An 18,980-nucleotide genomic window follows, 5' to 3' on the forward strand; every position below is an offset into this window, starting at 1 on the left:
AAAAACGGCAGCGTTACAGCGTCAGAATCTCTTTAACGAACGGAATGGTGAGTTTACGCTGTGCGGTGATTGAGGCGTGATCGAGCTGATCCAGCGTAATAAATAGCGTACGCATCTCGCGATCCAGCCGCTTCAACAGAAAACGCCCGACATCTTCCGGCAGTTCAAACCCACGCAGTCTGGCGCGCAGTTGTAACGCCTGGAGTTTGTCTTCATCAGAGAGAGGTTGCAGCTTGTAGATTTGCCCCCAGTCCAGACGAGAAGCCAGATCGGGTAATCCCAGCTTTAACTGACGTGGAGGACGATCGCCGGTGATCAGCAGGCGCGTTTTTCCCGACTCAAGGATGCGGTTATAGAGATCAAAGATCGCCATTTCCCACAGTTCATCTCCGGCGACACATTCAATATTGTCAATACACACCAGCGACAAATGTTCCATGCCGTCAAGCACTTCCGGTACAAACCAGGTGCGCTTATCCAGCGGCACATAGCCTACCGCGTCGCCGCGTTGCGACAATTCAGCACACGCCGCGTGCAGCAGATGGCTACGACCCGCGCCTTCACGCGACCAGAGATAAATATATCCGCTATGTTCCTGACGCAGCACGTTTTGCAGTGCAGCCAGTAAAGAGGCGTTATCCCCCGGCCAGAAACTTGCGAAAGTTTCGTCGTCAGGAAGATAAAGTGGCAGAGAGAGCTGTGCCGGAGTGTTCAGAGATACCTCAATCCAGGATTCCATAAAATCGCGATGAGTTTACCACAGAATTCCATCACGATAGAACCGGGCAGCAAGCACTGCCCGGTTTCAGGATTATTGCTGCGGCGTATCCGCATCTTTCGCATCCAGCACCACTTCTTCCGGGCGCAGGACGCTGATCAGTTTGAAGATCAGGCTCAGGCCGATCCCAACGATGGTCGCCAGCGCCATTCCTTTCAGTTCAGCCGCGCCAATATGCACTTTCGCGCCGCTGACGCCGATGATCAAAATCACCGAGGTCAGGATCAGGTTCTGCGCTTTGTTGTAATCGACTTTTGATTCAATCAATACGCGAATACCGGATGCGCCGATCACGCCGTACAGCAACAGCGATACGCCGCCCATTACCGGCAGAGGGATTATCTGAATCGCAGCGGCCAGTTTACCCACGCAGGAGAGCAGAATAGCAAAAATCGCCGCGCCGCCGATAACCCAGGTGCTGTACACCCGGGTGATCGCCATAACACCGATGTTTTCACCGTAGGTGGTGTTCGGCGTAGAACCGAAGAACCCGGAAATCATCGTTGATAACCCGTTGGCAAACATCGAACGATGCAGGCCAGGGTCACGAACCAGATCCTTTTTAACGATGTTCGCCGTCACGACCAGGTGGCCTACGTGTTCGGCAATCACCACCAGCGCCGCTGGCAGAATTGTCAGAATGGCAAACCATTCAAAGCGCGGCGTATAGAACGTCGGCAGCGCGAACCAGTGCGCTTCGGCAATCGGCGCGGTATCCACCACTCCCATCGCAAATGACAGCGCATAGCCTGCCAGCACGCCGATCAGGATCGGGATAATGGCCAGGAAACCCCGGAACAGCACGGAGCCAAAGACCGTCACCGCCAAGGTCACAAGGGAGATGGTAATGGTTTTGGTATCCGGGGATTGCCCTTCAGCAGGCAGCAACCCGGCCATTCCCGCAGCCACGCCCGCCAGTTCCAGACCGATAACGGCAACGATTGCGCCCATCGCCGCAGGCGGGAACATCACGTCCAGCCAGCCGGTCCCGGCTTTCTTCACGATAAAAGAGACCAGGCAGAACAGCACGCCGCACATGATAAAACCACCCAGCGCCACTTCATACCCCAGCGGCAACAGCAGCAGAACCGGTGAAATAAAGGCAAAGCTCGACCCTAAATATGCAGGAATTTTACCTTTACAAATAAAGAGATACAGCAACGTACCGATGCCGTTAAACAGCAGAACGGTAGCCGGGTTGATATGAAACAGGACTGGCACCAGCACGGTTGCGCCAAACATGGCGAACAAATGCTGCAAACTAAGCGGGATTGTCTGTAAAAGCGGCGGTCTTTCACTTACCCCGATAGCACGGCGCGTCATAGTGTTTTCCTCTGAGTGTTGTATGTTATGGGTGTTTTATTCAAAAAAAAGCCGACTCTTAAAGTCGGCTCTTTATTATTCATTCACTTACTTCGTACCAAAGATCTTATCGCCGGCATCGCCGAGGCCCGGAATAATGTATCCGTGCTCGTTAAGTCCCTTATCAATCGATGCGGTGTACAGCTCAACATCCGGGTGCGCTTTCTCCAGCGCCGCAATGCCTTCCGGCGCAGCAACCAGCACCAGCACTTTAATGCTGTGGCAGCCTGCGTTTTTCAGCAGATCGATCGTCGCAATCATTGAACCGCCGGTTGCCAGCATTGGGTCAACCACCAGCGCCATACGCTCATCGATGTTGGATACCAGTTTCTGGAAGTACGGAACGGGCTCCAGCGTTTCTTCGTTACGGTAGATGCCCACCACGCTGATACGCGCGCTCGGCACATGCTCCAGGACGCCTTCCATCATGCCCAGACCGGCACGCAGGATAGGAACCACGGTGATTTTTTTACCTTTGATTTGTTCGATTTCAACCGGGCCATTCCAGCCGTCGATGGTTACCGTTTCGGTTTCCAGGTCTGCGGTCGCTTCATAGGTCAGCAGGCTGCCTACTTCCGAGGCGAGTTCACGAAAGCGTTTGGTGCTAATGTCGTTTTCACGCATCAGACCCAGCTTGTGTTTGACGAGTGGGTGTTTGACTTCCACGATCTTCATACTCTTCTCCTTTCCTCAGACGAGTGGCAACCACAAAAAAAATCGCCGGATTATACCGCTTTTCCTCTCTGGCGCAACACAACGTATGCTTGACATGGATCAACCAAAGTGACATACGTCTGGAGAATGAGTATAAAACACGCCCCGCACAGATGGCGGGGCTGAATAACAACGTATTGAATCTTAAATATTTTCTCCGTTGTTTTTAATCACATTTTGATACCAGGCAAAAGATTTCTTCGGATGGCGCGCTAACGTCCCGCTGCCGTCATTATTTTTATCGACATAGATAAAGCCATAACGTTTTTTCATCTCGCCCGTCCCCGCCGACACCAAATCAATGCAGCCCCACGGGGTGTAGCCCATCAAATCAACGCCATCTTCCACAACGGCTTTTTTCATTTCACGAATGTGCGCTGCGAGATAGTCGATACGGTACCGATCGTCAACGGAACCATCTCCCTGCTGAATATCTATCGCCCCAAAGCCGTTCTCGACAATAAACAGCGGTAGCTGGTAGTGATCCCAGAACCAGTTGAGCGAGTAGCGTAACCCCACAGGATCGATCTGCCAGCCCCAGTCCGACTTCTGCACATACGGATTGGAGACCAGACTTTTCGTTTCGTCGTAATCGAGCTGTGGGTTATCTGCGGTCGCTTTCGTGGCAAAAGACATGTAATAGCTGAAACCGATATAGTCTACACAGCCCTGTAACAGGGCTGCGCGATCTTCATCGGTGATATCCAGCGCAAAGCCCCGACGCGCAAAGTAGTTGAGGATATGCTGCGGATATTTCCCGCGCACATGCACATCCGTAAACCAGTAGCGACGGTGCATCGCGTTCATCGCCATCATCATATCGTCCGGTGCGCAGGTCAGCGGATAGATCGGACACATGGCGATCATGCAGCCAACCTGCAACGCCGGGTTGATCTCCCGCGCCGCTTTCACCGCCAGCGCGCTGGCGACCAGCTCATAGTGCGCCGCCTGATACATCACCGGTTCACGATCTTCGCCCGGCAGGTATTTCAGCCCCGAGTTGGTGAACGGCGCGAAATCTTCGTGATAATTGGCCTGGTTGTTGATCTCATTGAAGGTCATCCAGTATTTCACTTTGTGCTGATAGCGGGTAAATACCACTTTCGCGAAGCGCACGAAGAAATCGATCAGCTTACGGTTACGCCAGCCGCCATATTCCGTGACCAGATGGTAAGGCATTTCAAAATGCGACAGCGTAATCACCGGCTCAATACCGTACTTCAGGCATTCATCAAACAGGGCATCATAAAACTGCAAACCCGCTTCATTCGGCTGTAATTCATCCCCCTGCGGGAAAATGCGCGTCCAGGCGATAGAGGTGCGAAAACATTTAAAGCCCATCTCGGCAAAGAGCTTAATATCGTCTTTGTAGCGATGATAGAAATCGATAGCCTCATGGTTGGGGTAATTTTTCCCGGCGATCACACCGTCGGTAATTTCCCGCGGAACGCCATGCGCACCGGCGGTCATCACATCCGCCACGCTAATCCCCTTTCCGCCTTCCTGCCAGCCGCCTTCTAACTGGTGAGCAGCAACGGCACCGCCCCACATGAAATTCGCTTTAAATCCAGACATACGTTTCCCTCATTGTAATTGCAATGTTAACGCCGCTACGCTGACAACCCGAAGCAAAACAGAAACCGGTTTCAGTACGATACTGTGCATAACTGGCGCAGGTTTCAAGCACGTTAATGAACCCGGTTTCATTTTCGTGGAGCAGTTCAAACAAATGGGTACACAACGGTAAAACGCTGAAAAATTCGGCAGATAAAAACGGATGCAGAGCAGGCTCGCAAACGTTTGCTTTCCCTGTTAGAATTGCGCCGAATTTAATTTTCACCGCAAGTAACGCGTGGGGACCTAAGCAGTGACCGACAAAACCTCTCTTAGCTATAAAGATGCCGGTGTTGATATTGACGCTGGTAATGCTCTGGTTGATCGAATCAAAGGCGTAGTGAAGAAAACTCGCCGCCCGGAAGTCATGGGTGGTTTGGGTGGCTTCGGCGCGCTGTGCGCATTGCCGCAAAAATATCGTGAGCCTGTACTGGTTTCCGGCACTGACGGCGTAGGGACAAAACTGCGTCTGGCGATGGATCTGAAACGCCACGACACCATCGGGATCGACCTGGTGGCGATGTGCGTCAACGATCTGGTCGTTCAGGGCGCGGAGCCGCTGTTCTTCCTGGATTACTACGCGACCGGCAAGCTGGACGTCGATACCGCCGCCAGCGTGATCAACGGTATTGCCGAAGGTTGTCTGCAATCAGGCTGCGCGCTGGTCGGCGGCGAAACCGCTGAAATGCCAGGGATGTATCATGGCGAAGATTACGATGTCGCCGGTTTCTGCGTCGGCGTGGTGGAAAAATCAGAAATTATCGACGGTTCCAAAGTGGCCGATGGCGATGTGCTGATTGCCCTTGGCTCCAGCGGCCCGCACTCCAACGGCTATTCTCTGGTGCGCAAGATCGTTGAAGTCAGCGGCTGCGACCCGGAAAACACCGAGCTGGAAGGCAAACCGTTAGCCGATCACCTGCTGGCGCCAACCCGCATTTATGTGAAGTCCATTCTGGAACTGATTGAAAAAGTCGATGTGCACGCCATCGCCCACCTGACCGGCGGCGGTTTCTGGGAAAATATTCCTCGCGTATTGCCGGACAACACCCAGGCGGTGATTGACGAATCTTCCTGGCAATGGCCAGCCGTCTTCAACTGGCTGCAAACCGCGGGCAACGTCAGCCAGCATGAAATGTATCGCACCTTCAACTGCGGCGTCGGGATGGTGATCGCCCTGCCGGAAGCGGAAGTGGATAACGCCCTCGCCCTGCTGAAAGCAAAAGGTGAAAACGCCTGGAAAATCGGTATCATTAAAACCTCTGATTCCGAACAGCGCGTGGTTATTCAATGATGAATCTTGTGGTGCTTATTTCCGGCAACGGAAGCAATTTGCAGGCGATTATCGATGCCTGCAAAGAGAAAAAAATCAAAGGCACCCTTCGGGCAGTATTCAGTAACAAGGCCGACGCGTTCGGCCTTGAACGCGCGCGTGAGGCCGGAATTCCGGCACATGCGTTAACGGCCGATCAATTCGCCAGCCGTGAAGCGTTTGACCGCGAACTGATGCGTGAAATAGACGCTTACGCCCCCGATCTCGTGGTGCTGGCGGGCTATATGCGCATCCTGAGCCCCGCGTTCGTCGCCCACTATGAGGGGCGTCTACTCAATATTCACCCTTCCCTGCTGCCAAAATACCCGGGGTTGCATACGCACCGTCAGGCGCTGGAAAACGGCGATGAAGAACACGGAACCTCTGTCCATTTTGTTACCGATGAACTCGACGGCGGCCCGGTTATTCTGCAAGCGAAGATTCCGGTCTTTGAAGGCGACAGCGAAGATGAAATTACGGCCCGCGTTCAGACGCAGGAACACGCTATCTATCCGCTGGTCGTCAGTTGGTTTGTGGATGGCCGTCTGGAAATGCGTGATAACGCCGCCTGGCTGGATGGCAATCGCCTGCCGCCGCAAGGCTATGCCGCCGAGTAATAACATTCCCTCGCAGGACGGGTAAGCGAAGCGCCATCAGGCAATCCAACGTTTCAATGCCGGGTGGCGCGTCAACGCCTTATCCGGCCTACGCCTCAGGAATTCCCCTCATCTCTTTGCTTATCTGACGGTTTATTGTCATATTTTTCTGGCACAGTTGGACATCTGAGCGCAATGCTCGCCATAATAACCAGGCAGTGTCCCGTGAATAAAACGGAGTGTGAGTTGTAATGGGTCAGGAAAAACTATACATCGAGAAAGAGCTAAGTTGGTTAGCGTTCAACGAACGCGTGCTCCAGGAAGCTGCGGATAAATCAAATCCGCTTATTGAACGCATGCGCTTTCTGGGCATCTATTCCAATAACCTTGACGAGTTCTATAAAGTTCGTTTCGCCGAACTGAAACGTCGCATCATTATCAGCGAAGAACAGGGTTCTAATTCTCATTCTCGCCATCTGCTAGGTAAGATCCAGTCCCGGGTACTAAAAGCTGACCAGGAATTCGACAGCCTGTACAACGAATTGCTGCTGGAAATGGCGCGTAATCAGATCTTCTTAATCAACGAACGCCAACTGTCGGCCAACCAGCAAAGCTGGCTGCGGCATTATTTTAAACACTACTTACGCCAACACATCACGCCAATTCTGATCAATCGCGAGACGGATTTAGTTCAGTTTCTGAAAGATGATTACACCTATCTGGCCGTAGAGATTATTCGTGGCGATGCTATCCGCTACGCGCTGCTGGAAATTCCATCCGACAAAGTGCCGCGTTTTGTGAATCTGCCGCCGGAAGCACCGCGCCGCCGTAAGCCGATGATCCTGCTGGATAACATTTTGCGCTACTGCCTGGACGACATCTTCAAAGGCTTCTTTGACTACGACGCGCTGAATGCCTACTCAATGAAGATGACCCGTGATGCCGAATACGATTTGGTGCACGAGATGGAATCGAGCCTGATGGAGCTGATGTCCTCCAGCCTGAAACAACGCCTGACCGCCGAGCCGGTGCGTTTTGTTTATCAGCGCGATATGCCAAACGCGCTGGTGGAAGTGCTGCGTGAAAAGCTGACCATCTCCCGCTACGACTCCATCGTACCCGGCGGCCGGTATCACAACTTCAAAGACTTCATTAGCTTCCCCAACGTGGGCAAAGCCAATCTGGTGAACAAGCCGCTGCCGCGACTGCGCCATCTCTGGTTCGATAAAGAGAAGTTCCGCAACGGGTTCGACGCCATTCGCGAGCGCGACGTTCTGCTCTATTATCCGTACCACACTTTCGAACATGTGCTGGAATTGCTGCGCCAGGCCTCCTTTGACCCCAGCGTGCTGGCGATCAAAATCAACATCTACCGTGTGGCGAAGGATTCACGCATCATCGACTCGATGATTCACGCCGCCCATAACGGCAAGAAAGTCACCGTGGTGGTGGAATTGCAGGCGCGATTCGATGAAGAGGCGAATATCCACTGGGCGAAGCGGCTGACCGAAGCAGGCGTACATGTGATCTTCTCGGCGCCAGGCCTGAAAATTCACGCCAAACTGTTCCTCATCTCGCGTAAAGAAGGCGATGAGGTGGTGCGTTATGCGCACATCGGCACAGGGAACTTCAACGAAAAAACGGCACGCCTGTACACCGACTATTCCTTACTGACCGCCGATGCGCGTATCACGAACGAAGTCCGTCGCGTGTTCAACTTTATCGAGAACCCTTACCGCCCGGTGACGTTCGACTATTTGCTGGTCTCTCCGCAGAACTCACGACGCTTGCTGTACGAGATGATCGATAAAGAAATCGCCAACGCCCAGCAAGGTCTCCCCTCCGGCATTACGCTGAAGCTGAATAACCTGGTGGACAAGGGGCTGGTCGACCGTCTGTACGCCGCATCCAGCTCGGGTGTGCCGGTCAATCTGCTGGTTCGTGGGATGTGTTCGCTGATTCCAAATCTGGAAGGCATTAGCGACAATATCCGCGTGATCAGTATCGTGGATCGCTATCTCGAACATGACCGGGTTTATATTTTTACCAACGGCGGCGATAAGCAGGTGTATCTTTCCTCCGCTGACTGGATGACGAGAAATATCGATTACCGTATCGAAGTTGCTGCGCCGCTGCTCGACCCGTGTCTTAAGCAACGCGTGCTGGATATTATTGACATCCTGTTTAGCGACACGGTAAAAGCCCGCTACATAGATAAAGAACTGAGTAATCGCTACGTGCCGCGCGGAAATCGTCGCAAGGTGCAGTCGCAACTGGCGATTTACGACTACATCAAATCACTCGAGCAACCTGACTAACGCTATGCCAATACATGACAAGACACCCCGGCCGCAGGAGTTCGCGGCGGTCGACCTCGGTTCGAACAGTTTTCATATGGTCATTGCCCGCGTGGTGGATGGCGCCATGCAGATCATCGGTCGGCTGAAACAGCGCGTACATCTGGCGGATGGTCTCGGCGAAGACAATATGTTAAGTGAAGAAGCGATAGAACGCGGGTTAAGCTGCTTATCGTTATTCGCCGAACGCCTACAGGGATTCTCCCCGTCAAGCGTGTGTATCGTAGGCACCCATACCCTGCGCCAGGCGCTGAACGCCACCGATTTTCTGAAGCGCGCGGAGAAGGTCATCCCCTACCCGATCGAAATCATTTCCGGTAACGAAGAAGCCCGCCTGATTTTTATGGGCGTGGAGCATACGCAGCCGGAAAAAGGCCGCAAGCTGGTGATCGATATCGGCGGGGGGTCGACGGAGTTAGTCATCGGTGAAAACTTCGAGCCCAAACTGGTCGAAAGCCGTCGCATGGGGTGCGTCAGTTTCGCACAAATCTATTTTCCTGGCGGCGCCATCAGCCCGGAAAATTTCCAGCGCGCCCGAATGGCCGCTGCGCAAAAACTGGAGACGTTAACCTGGCAGTTCCGCATTCAGGGCTGGAACGTCGCGCTGGGCGCGTCCGGCACCATCAAAGCCGCCCATGAAGTGCTGCTGGAAATGGGTGAGAAGGACGGCTTCATTACGCCAGAACGACTGGATAAACTGATGGCGGAAGTGCTCAGGCACCGCTCCTTTGAAGCGCTGAGCCTGCCGGGCCTGTCTGAAGAGCGAAAAGCGGTCTTTGTTCCGGGTCTGGCCATTCTGTGTGGCGTTTTTGATGCGCTGGCAATCCGCGAACTCCGCCTTTCCGACGGGGCGCTGCGCGAAGGCGTGCTGTACGAAATGGAAGGCCGCTTCCGTCATCAGGATGTGCGCAGCCGTACTGCCAAAAGCCTGGCGAATCAGTATAACATCGACAGCGATCAGGCCCGGCGCGTGCTGGAAACAACCATGCAGATGTATGAACAGTGGCAGACGCAACAGCCAAAGCTGGCGCATCCACAGCTGGAAGCGTTACTGAAGTGGGCTGCAATGCTGCATGAGGTGGGGCTGAACATCAACCACAGCGGCCTGCACCGCCACTCTGCCTATATTCTGCAAAACAGCGATTTGCCGGGTTTTAACCAGGAACAGCAACTGATGATGGCGACATTAGTCCGTTATCATCGTAAAGCCGTTAAGCTGGATGACTTGCCCCGCTTTACGCTGTTCAAGAAAAAACAATTCCTGCCGTTGATTCAGCTATTGCGCCTGGGCGTTCTGCTGAATAATCAGCGCCAGGCCACCACAACGCCGCCAACGCTACGGCTAAAAACTGACGACAATCACTGGACGTTGCGCTTCCCGCATGACTGGTTTAGCCAAAACGCGCTCGTCCTGCTCGATCTGGAAAAAGAGCAGCAATACTGGGAAGCGGTCACGGGCTGGCGTCTCAAAATCGAAGAAGAGAGTTCGCCCACTATCGCGGCGTAATTTCGCCTCAGGCATCAGACAATGGTGCCTGTACCTCTTCCAGCGTCGCCGCCAGCGGCCTGGGTTCGCCAAGCAAATAGCCCTGAAGGTAATCGATCCCCAACGCGCTCACCGCGCTACGAATTTCTTCGCTTTCCACATATTCCGCCACCACTTGCATATTCTTCATTCGCGCCAGATGGCAAATGGACGCCACAATCTGGTAATCGAGACTGTTAGAGACGATATTGCGAATAAAGCTGCCATCGATCTTGAGAATATTCGCGCTCACATTTTTCAGCCGCGCATAACTGGCATAACCGGTTCCAAAATCATCAATCGCTATCTGGCAACCTAACTGTTGCAACTGTGACAACGTTGCCTGACCCTGTTCGGCATTGGTGAACGCATTGCTTTCGGTCACTTCAAAGATCAGTTGCCACGCTTCAACTTCGTACTGGCTCAGCAGGTTACTGACATCAATCGGAAACTGGGCGCGGCATACCGACGTTGGTGACAGATTGATGGCAAAACGGTGGGCTGGCAGCTTATCCCGGTTCTGCGCCATAAAGCGCAGGGTATTTTCAATCACCCACAGATCGATGCTGGACGACAGGCCAAATTCGTGAGCAACGGGCAGAAAACCATCGGGATTGATCATGCCGCCATTATCGTCTTTCAGTCGCAGCAGTATTTCGTGGTAAACATCGCCGCGAATGCCTGAAATCGGCTGCGCCATCAGGCAAAAATGATCGTGCTCCAGTGCATACTGCAAACGGTTCATCATCGCCACTTTATCTTTCAGGTCCCGCTGCAAATGCATTGCGCCACGCCGCTGCATATTCTCCGGTTTGTTGGTCATTAGGGAAAGATCGGCGATGGTGCTTAATTCGCCTAATAACAGATAGATATGGCTAACCGGAGAGCGCACATAGCAGTAGCTGACCCCAACCTGCGGCTGGAGCGGCATATCATCCCACATGAAACGGAATTGCTTGATATGGTTGTCCAGCGCTTCAATGCGCTGTTGATGCGACTCCATATTCAGACGCAGAATCAAATCATGCCCCGACAGCTGATACACGCATTCACCGGGCGCCAGCAAGGTGTTTATCCAGTGGGAGAGCTTTTGCTTGTACTGAATCCGCAGCATAACGCCATAGTTCTTCCCCAGTAATTCCAGGCCGGGCACGCGTAAAAAACAGAGTGCTGACCAGGGCGAATTTTTCAGCGCGCGATTTAGCGCCCGCAGGTTAGGCAGATGCACGACGGGATCAAGATACGCGAGCCGACGCGCCCGACCGCTGACGATTCTCTGGCGCGTTGCCAGCACCGCCATATAGCTCACAATAAAAGAGAAAACCAGGTAGCTTGAAGACGTAATAGTGAGTTGTGTGTCATACCCGGAATAATAAGGCATGTAGCTCTGGTAATAATGAATTGCGGTAATGAGAACAGCCGACCATATCAGCGAAATAAATCGATAACCGTAGCGCATCGCTCCCCATAGCATTACCGGCAATAATAATGACAAGGTATAGTTAGTGCTAAATATTGAACTATTTTCATTCAATGGCATGCAAAGCATTGTCATGAGCAATGTCAGCACGAGTAACCAGACAACAACCTCTTTCTTTGTGACTTTCTTATCAAACTGTTGTTTCAGCTGCGCATAATATCCACGCAGATATAGCGGATTGCGGACAGTACGAATAATAAAATAACACAGCGGAACGCCGATAAGATTTCCCACCAGCAAAGCCTGATAGTTAATCAATGTATTGATATTAAAAGGCATTACGCCCATCATGCTTGATTTGCTCGCATACATTCCCAGGAAGGCGGCAAATTGAAAGAGAACCAGAAATAACGTCGCCGGGCAAAACACCTGCCAGAACATCCGCTGAAACATCAGATGAGCATCGCCATGAGACACCTGATTACGCCGGGGAGTAAACACGCGATACCCGCCCCAGCAGAGCACGACCGGGATAATGAAATGTCCGATAATGGAGAGCGTCTCATACAATCCCACTATCGGATAGCGATTCCAGAAGATTGCGACCGCAATGCCCGGTAATGCCGCCCAGTCAAAAAATGACATCAGGCTGATAGTGAATGCCAGAGGAAGGTAAAAAAGCGTGACATTACCGGAACCCGTATTGGTATGTGCGTAGGTATTGGCAATGCTTAATATGGGCAACAGCAAAGAGGGTAAAATGAGAGGCAGCACCCACCATTTATCTCTGATTTTGATATAGGTCTGATTTAGTTTCATAGATGCTCAGCAAAAACCCTCGCTTCCTGCAAGGTGCTTCAGACAGGCATCCCACCTGACTTTAAAATAATAATAAAAACAACGTCACAATATGTGTCTTGATTCTAGTTATCAACGGGAAGCAACATTTGATATATATCAATCAATTTTCTTCTCAGTAACTAATAATTACGTTTTTTCTGCTTCGTTATCATTAATTTATTATTAATGTAAATACTAAAATTATCTTCCATAACAATAAGAGATAAATCAACTGACGTATTTTTACATAATCGACAATTGACCATTCCTTTACAATGTGCCTTAATGTACCCATCGCCCACTATGCTGGGCATACCCTAAGGAACCTTTTGTGAGTCAGGCAACCAGTATGCGAAAACGACATCGATTTAACAGTCGAATGACCCGTATCGTACTGTTTATCAGTTTTCTCTTCTTCTTCGGACGCTTCGTCTACTCTTCTATCGGTGCCTGGCATCATCATCAGGATAAAAAAGAAGCTCAACAGTCCACTCTCTCAGTCGAGACGCCTGCTCAACGCTAAACTTTTCCTGCTCACATAAACATACTGTTTTCTGGATTGCATATGCATTCGCCGGACAGATAGCGCTGTGCCTCAGCCGGGTAATAGACTCTGGAAGATGGGTATCGTCGCCTGATTGTTCAGGCGGCAATCAGACGCCTGAACAACAACTGCTGTATGTCCTGCCGATGTGACAAAATCGCATGTGCTGTCACTAATGTGCCGTCTACTGAATACAAAACTCGATAGCCTTCAGCGTGGTTAAACTCCCGGTACTTTGCACAGCCAATTTTCAGCAGTTCAGGGCAAATCTGGCATCCCAGCGGGAACTGGCCAACGGTACTCTCAAACTGTGTAAGAATATCTGCGATAACCGGGCGCGGTTCGACATCAACGCGTCGGAGGAAACCCGCTATTGTGTCAATGCAGTGTTTTACAGTAAGCGTGTACTCAAAGGTCACCTGCTGTTCCATGGAAGTCCCTTAACGTTGAGTGCTCTGCGTTTAATCCGCAAGTCCATCCAGCAACTGGTCTTTTGAGAACACGCGCCCTTCAGTTTTATCTTTCTCCGAAAGAGTAAGCAGCTTCAGCAACGCAATAGCGTTTTCCCGCTCCTGCTGCTGGTCATAGGATTCTATAACATAAGCAGGGACACCATTTTGCGTGACCAGGATCGGTTCTGACAGATCAAGCGTTGCTGCGTTCTTTTTAACGTAGCTAATTGTCTCTACTTTCATGATACGCCCCACCTAATAGTCATTGGTCACTTTTCGGTTCAAATATAGACCACATTTAGACCAACAACAAGTATTCATCTTTTTCCTGCTGTCGAGGCTTGCTAATGTGGAGCGGCCAGCAAACGCTCTTCGACAATACCGTCACCTGTACCGTCAAAAGATGTGAGGTAGAGTGAATAGATATGATTAGATATAAACAAAAACCCTCTGCAATTACAGAGGGTTAATGATGAATCTGAATAGATATGATGAGCTATGAACTAGCTATACATCATTCCCACTCAATCGTTGCTGGCGGCTTACCGCTGATGTCATACACCACGCGGGAGATGCCGTTGACTTCGTTGATGATGCGGTTAGAGACGCGGCCGAGGAAATCATACGGCAGGTGCGCCCAGTGCGCGGTCATAAAGTCGATGGTTTCTACCGCACGCAGGGAGACAACCCAGTCGTATTTACGGCCATCGCCCATTACGCCAACGGAACGAACCGGCAGGAACACGGTGAACGCCTGGCTCACTTTGTTGTACAGATCCGCTTTGTGCAGCTCTTCGATGAAGATAGCATCCGCACGACGCAGCAGGTCGCAGTACTCTTTCTTCACTTCGCCCAGTACGCGAACGCCAAGACCCGGCCCCGGGAACGGGTGACGGTACAGCATATCGTACGGCAGGCCCAGTTCCAGACCAATCTTGCGCACTTCGTCTTTGAACAGCTCTTTCAGCGGCTCAACCAGACCCATCTTCATCTCTTTCGGCAGGCCGCCCACATTGTGGTGAGATTTGATGACGTGCGCTTTACCGGTGGCGGAAGCGGCGGACTCGATAACGTCAGGATAGATAGTGCCCTGCGCCAGCCATTTCACGTCTTCCAGTCTGAACGCTTCTTCGTCGAAGACTTCAACGAATACGCGACCGATGATCTTACGTTTCGCTTCTGGATCGTTTTCGCCTTTCAGCGCGGTCAGGAAACGTTCTTCCGCCGGAACGTGAACAATGTTGAGGCCAAAATGATCGCCGAACATGTCCATTACCTGCTCGGCTTCGTTCAGACGCAGCAGGCCGTTATCAACAAATACGCAGGTCAGGTTTTTACCGATTGCACGGTGCAGCAGCATCGCGGTAACGGAAGAGTCAACGCCGCCAGACAGGCCGAGGATCACTTTGTCGTCGCCAACCTGTTCACGGATGCGATTTACCGCATCGTCGATGATCTTCGCCGGAGTCCACAGCGCTTCACACTGGCAGATATCACGCACAAAGCGTTCCAGCATGCGCATACCCTGACGGGTGTGCGTGACTTCCGGGTGGAACTGCACGCCGTAAAAACGTTTTTCCTCGTTAGCCATAATGGCGAACGGGCAGGTTTCGGTGCTGGCAACGGTGACAAAGTCAGACGGGATAGCGGTAACTTTATCGCCGTGGCTCATCCACACGTCCAGCAGCGGCTTGCCGTCTGCGGTCAGGGAGTCTTCAATGCCGCGAATCAGCGCGCTGTCGGTTCTCACTTCCACCTGCGCGTAACCGAATTCACGTTCATTGGATGCTTCAACATGGCCGCCCAGTTGCATCGCCATCGTCTGCATGCCGTAGCACACGCCGAATACCGGCACGCCAGCTTCAAACACATACTCCGGCGCGCGTGGACTGTTTTCTTCAGTGGTGCTTTCCGGGCCGCCGGAAAGAATAATACCGCTTGGGTTGAATTCGCGAATTTGTGCTTCCGTAACATCCCACGCCCACAGTTCGCAGTAAACGCCGAGTTCACGCACGCGACGCGCAACCAGCTGAGTGTACTGAGAACCAAAATCCAGGATGAGAATGCGATGTTTATGAATATTTTCCGTCATTGACGCTAATTCCGAGGCAAGTGAAACAGATTAAATAAATCGCCCGACACGAGGTCGGGCGAAGAAAATCAGGAGCCCAGACGGTAGTTCGGGGACTCTTTGGTGATGGTCACGTCATGAACGTGGCTTTCCTGAATACCCGCACCGCTGATGCGTACAAACTCCGCTTTGGTACGCAGCGCGTCGATAGTACCACAGCCGGTCAGACCCATACAGGAGCGCAGGCCGCCCATCTGCTGGTGAATGATCTCTTTCAGGCGACCTTTATACGCTACGCGGCCTTCGATACCTTCCGGCACCAGTTTGTCTGCCGCGTTATCGCTCTGGAAGTAACGGTCAGAGGAGCCTTTGGACATCGCGCCCAGAGAACCCATACCACGGTAGGATTTGTAAGAACGGCCCTGGTACAGTTCGATTTCACCCGGGGATTCTTCAGTACCCGCCAGCATGGAACCGACCATTACCGCGCTTGCGCCTGCGGCGATCGCTTTGGCGATATCGCCGGAGAAACGAATACCGCCATCGGCGATAACCGGAATGCCCAGGCCTTCCAGCGCTTCAACCGCGTCAGAAACCGCGGTGATCTGCGGAACGCCTACGCCAGTGACGATACGGGTCGTACAGATAGAGCCAGGACCGATACCCACTTTCACCGCGCTGACGCCAGCGTCTGCCAGCGCGCGCGCGCCTGCGCCGGTTGCTACGTTACCGCCGATGATTTGCAGATCCGGGTATTTGGCGCGGGTTTCACGAATGCGTTGCAGAACGCCTTCGGAGTGGCCGTGAGAGGAGTCGATCAGCAGTACGTCAACGCCTGCGGCAACCAGCGCATCAACGCGCTCTTCGTTGCCCGCGCCCGCGCCGACTGCCGCGCCAACGCGCAGACGACCCTGCTCATCTTTACAGGCGTTCGGTTTACGTTCCGCTTTCTGGAAATCTTTTACGGTGATCATGCCGATCAGATGGAAGCTGTCATCCACAACCAGCGCTTTCTCAACGCGTTTTTCGTGCATTTTGGCAAAAACCACTTCACGCGCTTCACCTTCGCGCACTGTGACCAGGCGCTCTTTCGGCGTCATATACACGCTGACAGGCTGGCTCAGGTCGGTGACAAAACGCACGTCACGACCGGTAATGATACCGACCAGCTCGTTATCTTCGGTGACAACCGGATAGCCAGCAAAACCGTTACGTTCGGTCAGTTCTTTCACTTCACGCAGCGTGGTGGTTGGCAGAACGGTTTGCGGGTCGGTGACCACGCCGGATTCATGTTTCTTCACGCGGCGAACTTCTTCCGCCTGACGCTCGATAGACATGTTTTTGTGGATAAAACCGATGCCGCCTTCCTGTGCCAGGGCGATTGCAAGGCGCGCTTCCGTCACGGTATCCATTGCTGCGGAGAGCATAGGGATGTTCAGACGAATGGTTTTCGTCAACTGCGTGCTGAGGTCGGCAGTATTCGGCAGAACGGTGGAGTGAGCGGGAACGAGGAGGACGTCGTCAAACGTCAGAGCTTCTTTAGCAATACGTAGCATGGGCAATATCTCTAACCTGGGGGTGGATAAATATTGCCGTGGCATTATACAGAGCGAAACCGATTGCATCCACACTTTTTTGCAAATAATGCTTGCGATCCCCTGTGGGCGGGTTACTATCGACTGAATAACTTGCTGATTTAGAATTTGATCCCGCTCACATGTTATCCTCTCAGACCTCCTCAATCTTTACCGTAAGCCGCCTTAATCAGACGGTTCGTCTGCTGCTTGAGCAGAAAATGGGGCAAGTATGGATCAGCGGTGAAATCTCTAATTTCACGCAGCCCGCCTCCGGTCACTGGTACTTTACGCTAAAGGATGACACCGCCCAGGTACGCTGCGCGATGTTCCGTAACAGCAACCGCCGCGTCACTTTTCGCCCGCAGCACGGACAACAGGTGCTGGTTCGCGCCAATATCACCTTGTATGAGCCGCGCGGCGACTATCAGATCATCGTTGAAAGCATGCAGCCTGCGGGTGAAGGCCTGCTCCAGCAGAAGTATGAATTACTGAAAGCAAAATTGCAGGCTGAAGGGCTGTTCGATCAGCAGTATAAACAACCACTCCCCTCGCCCGCTCACTGCGTCGGGGTGATCACCTCAAAAACCGGTGCCGCTTTACATGACATTCTTCATGTCCTGAAGCGCCGCGATCCCTCCCTGCCGGTTATCATCTACCCGACCGCTGTTCAGGGTGATGACGCGCCGGGCCAGATTGTTCGCGCCATTGAACGGGCCAACGCCCGAAATGAATGCGATGTGCTGATCGTCGGGCGCGGCGGCGGTTCACTGGAAGATCTGTGGAGTTTTAACGATGAACGCGTCGCGCGGGCGATTTTCGCCAACCGCATTCCGGTCGTTAGCGCCGTCGGCCATGAAACCGACGTTACCATCGCCGATTTTGTTGCCGACCTGCGCGCGCCGACGCCTTCCGCAGCCGCCGAGATAGTCAGCCGTAATCAGCAGGAGTTGCTGCGCCAGATTCAGTCCGCGCAACAACGCCTCGGGATGGCGATGGATTACTATCTGGCAAACCGCAACCGCCGTTTTACGCAGCTTTTCCATCGGTTACAGCAGCAACACCCGCAACTGCGCCTGGCGCGCCAGCAGACGATGCTGGAAAGATTGCGCCAGCGGATGAACTTCGCGCTGGATAATCAACTCAAGCGCGCGGCTTCGCGCCAGCAACGTGTCCTCCAGCGTTTAAACCAGCAAAACCCGCAGCCGCGAATTTATCGCGCGCAAACGCGTATTCAGCAATTGGAGTATCGTCTGGCCGAGAACGTGCGCGCACGTCTGAGCGCCACACGCGAACGCTTTGGCAATGCGGTAACGCATCTTGAAGCTGTCAGCCCGCTCTCCACGCTGGCGCGCGGTTATAGCGTAACCACGGCGACGGACGGCAAGGTGCTGAAGCAAACCAGACAGGTGAAAGCCGGTGATGTGCTCACCACCCGGCTGTCAGACGGCTGGGTGGAAAGCGAAGTGAAAGGCGTGACGACCGCGAAGAAAACGCGCAGGAAAAAGACGGATTAAAGCGGCACAAACTCCACGCGCTTTTTAGAGATCAGCCCATGACCATTCTGGCAGAAATAATCCACCGCGCCGCAGGCTTTTAACACCTGGAGCGGCTTATGGCACTCCGGGCAGCGCGCTTCAAGTTCAATATCTTTATTGCAGCTGTCGCAGTGCGCCGCACCGTTTTGCGGTTCCAGCTCTGTATGGCAATCCGGGCAGGTAATCGACACGGTAACTCCTTTGATATGTTGCGAGCTGAGCATCAAAACCCATGACCAATAAATCCCTGAACGCCTGTTCCCGTCTCATTCGTTGAACTGCCGGG

General features: G+C 52.8%; 16 protein-coding genes and 1 pseudogene. 6 read left to right on the forward strand and 11 right to left on the reverse strand.

What is annotated here, in order from left to right:
- Nucleotides 1–13: 13 nt before the first annotated feature.
- The 4 genes from OGX93_RS19950 to OGX93_RS19965 form a co-directional block, all read right to left on the reverse strand.
- On the reverse strand, nucleotides 14–715 hold the full coding sequence (locus OGX93_RS19950; RefSeq protein ID WP_213164963.1) for a DnaA inactivator Hda: 702 nt from the start codon (nucleotides 713–715) through the stop codon (nucleotides 14–16).
- Between the two features lie 96 nt (nucleotides 716–811).
- Nucleotides 812–2,101 (reverse strand): uracil permease, encoded by a 1,290-nt coding sequence (gene uraA, locus OGX93_RS19955; protein ID WP_012131287.1) that lies wholly within the window; start codon nucleotides 2,099–2,101, stop codon nucleotides 812–814.
- Between the two features lie 87 nt (nucleotides 2,102–2,188).
- Nucleotides 2,189–2,815, reverse strand: a complete 627-nt coding sequence (gene upp, locus OGX93_RS19960; RefSeq protein WP_012131286.1) for a uracil phosphoribosyltransferase — start codon at nucleotides 2,813–2,815, stop codon at nucleotides 2,189–2,191.
- Between the two features lie 183 nt (nucleotides 2,816–2,998).
- Nucleotides 2,999–4,429, reverse strand: a complete 1,431-nt coding sequence (locus OGX93_RS19965) for a 6-phospho-beta-glucosidase (RefSeq protein ID WP_114848606.1) — start codon at nucleotides 4,427–4,429, stop codon at nucleotides 2,999–3,001.
- Between the two features lie 292 nt (nucleotides 4,430–4,721).
- Between OGX93_RS19965 and purM the strand changes: the two genes are divergently transcribed.
- From purM to ppx, 4 genes are all read left to right on the forward strand, one after another.
- Nucleotides 4,722–5,759 (forward strand): phosphoribosylformylglycinamidine cyclo-ligase, encoded by a 1,038-nt coding sequence (gene purM / locus OGX93_RS19970; protein ID WP_286449839.1) that lies wholly within the window; start codon nucleotides 4,722–4,724, stop codon nucleotides 5,757–5,759.
- Nucleotides 5,759–6,394, forward strand: a complete 636-nt coding sequence (purN, locus tag OGX93_RS19975; protein WP_077956824.1) for a phosphoribosylglycinamide formyltransferase — start codon at nucleotides 5,759–5,761, stop codon at nucleotides 6,392–6,394. The genes purM and purN overlap by 1 nt, the downstream gene beginning before the upstream one ends.
- 230 nt (nucleotides 6,395–6,624) lie before the next feature.
- On the forward strand, nucleotides 6,625–8,691 hold the full coding sequence (gene ppk1, locus OGX93_RS19980) for a polyphosphate kinase 1 (RefSeq protein WP_012131280.1): 2,067 nt from the start codon (nucleotides 6,625–6,627) through the stop codon (nucleotides 8,689–8,691).
- A 4-nt stretch (nucleotides 8,692–8,695) separates the two neighbouring features.
- Nucleotides 8,696–10,237 carry an exopolyphosphatase gene (gene ppx / locus OGX93_RS19985; RefSeq protein ID WP_012131279.1) on the forward strand — a complete coding sequence of 514 codons (1,542 nt, stop codon included), beginning with the start codon at nucleotides 8,696–8,698 and terminating at the stop codon, nucleotides 10,235–10,237.
- A gap of 7 nt (nucleotides 10,238–10,244) precedes the next feature.
- Here the strand turns inward: ppx and OGX93_RS19990 are convergent, their stop codons facing one another.
- Both OGX93_RS19990 and OGX93_RS22395 read right to left on the reverse strand, forming a co-directional pair.
- Nucleotides 10,245–12,494 carry a sensor domain-containing phosphodiesterase gene (locus OGX93_RS19990; RefSeq protein ID WP_286449840.1) on the reverse strand — a complete coding sequence of 750 codons (2,250 nt, stop codon included), beginning with the start codon at nucleotides 12,492–12,494 and terminating at the stop codon, nucleotides 10,245–10,247.
- 164 nt (nucleotides 12,495–12,658) lie between these two features.
- Nucleotides 12,659–12,727, reverse strand: a pseudogene (locus OGX93_RS22395) (hypothetical protein); the annotation flags it as partial.
- Nucleotides 12,728–12,846: 119 nt separating this feature from the next.
- On the opposite strand from OGX93_RS22395, the gene OGX93_RS19995 reads away from it, so the two are divergent.
- Entirely contained in the window at nucleotides 12,847–13,038 is a 192-nt protein-coding gene (locus OGX93_RS19995; RefSeq protein WP_012131276.1) for a YfgG family protein, read from the forward strand.
- A 119-nt stretch (nucleotides 13,039–13,157) separates the two neighbouring features.
- Here the strand turns inward: OGX93_RS19995 and OGX93_RS20000 are convergent, their stop codons facing one another.
- From OGX93_RS20000 to guaB, 4 genes are all read right to left on the reverse strand, one after another.
- Nucleotides 13,158–13,490 (reverse strand): type II toxin-antitoxin system RelE/ParE family toxin, encoded by a 333-nt coding sequence (locus OGX93_RS20000; RefSeq protein WP_200030526.1) that lies wholly within the window; start codon nucleotides 13,488–13,490, stop codon nucleotides 13,158–13,160.
- 30 nt (nucleotides 13,491–13,520) lie between these two features.
- A complete protein-coding gene (locus OGX93_RS20005; RefSeq protein ID WP_286449841.1) occupies nucleotides 13,521–13,754 on the reverse strand; it encodes a type II toxin-antitoxin system Phd/YefM family antitoxin in 234 nt (77 codons plus the stop codon).
- 271 nt (nucleotides 13,755–14,025) lie between these two features.
- A complete protein-coding gene (gene guaA, locus OGX93_RS20010; protein WP_058667885.1) occupies nucleotides 14,026–15,603 on the reverse strand; it encodes a glutamine-hydrolyzing GMP synthase in 1,578 nt (525 codons plus the stop codon).
- Between the two features lie 68 nt (nucleotides 15,604–15,671).
- Nucleotides 15,672–17,138, reverse strand: a complete 1,467-nt coding sequence (guaB, locus tag OGX93_RS20015; protein ID WP_012131273.1) for an IMP dehydrogenase — start codon at nucleotides 17,136–17,138, stop codon at nucleotides 15,672–15,674.
- Between the two features lie 161 nt (nucleotides 17,139–17,299).
- On the opposite strand from guaB, the gene xseA reads away from it, so the two are divergent.
- Nucleotides 17,300–18,673 (forward strand): exodeoxyribonuclease VII large subunit, encoded by a 1,374-nt coding sequence (gene xseA, locus OGX93_RS20020; RefSeq protein ID WP_286449842.1) that lies wholly within the window; start codon nucleotides 17,300–17,302, stop codon nucleotides 18,671–18,673.
- Here the strand turns inward: xseA and OGX93_RS20025 are convergent.
- On the reverse strand, nucleotides 18,670–18,885 hold the full coding sequence (locus tag OGX93_RS20025) for a zinc ribbon domain-containing protein (protein WP_058669111.1): 216 nt from the start codon (nucleotides 18,883–18,885) through the stop codon (nucleotides 18,670–18,672). The two genes, xseA and OGX93_RS20025, sit on opposite strands and share 4 nt — an antisense overlap.
- Nucleotides 18,886–18,980: the final 95 nt, after the last annotated feature.

Origin of the sequence: Citrobacter sp. CK195 (assembly GCF_030333365.1) — a bacterium.
Classification (GTDB): domain Bacteria; phylum Pseudomonadota; class Gammaproteobacteria; order Enterobacterales; family Enterobacteriaceae; genus Citrobacter_B; species Citrobacter_B koseri.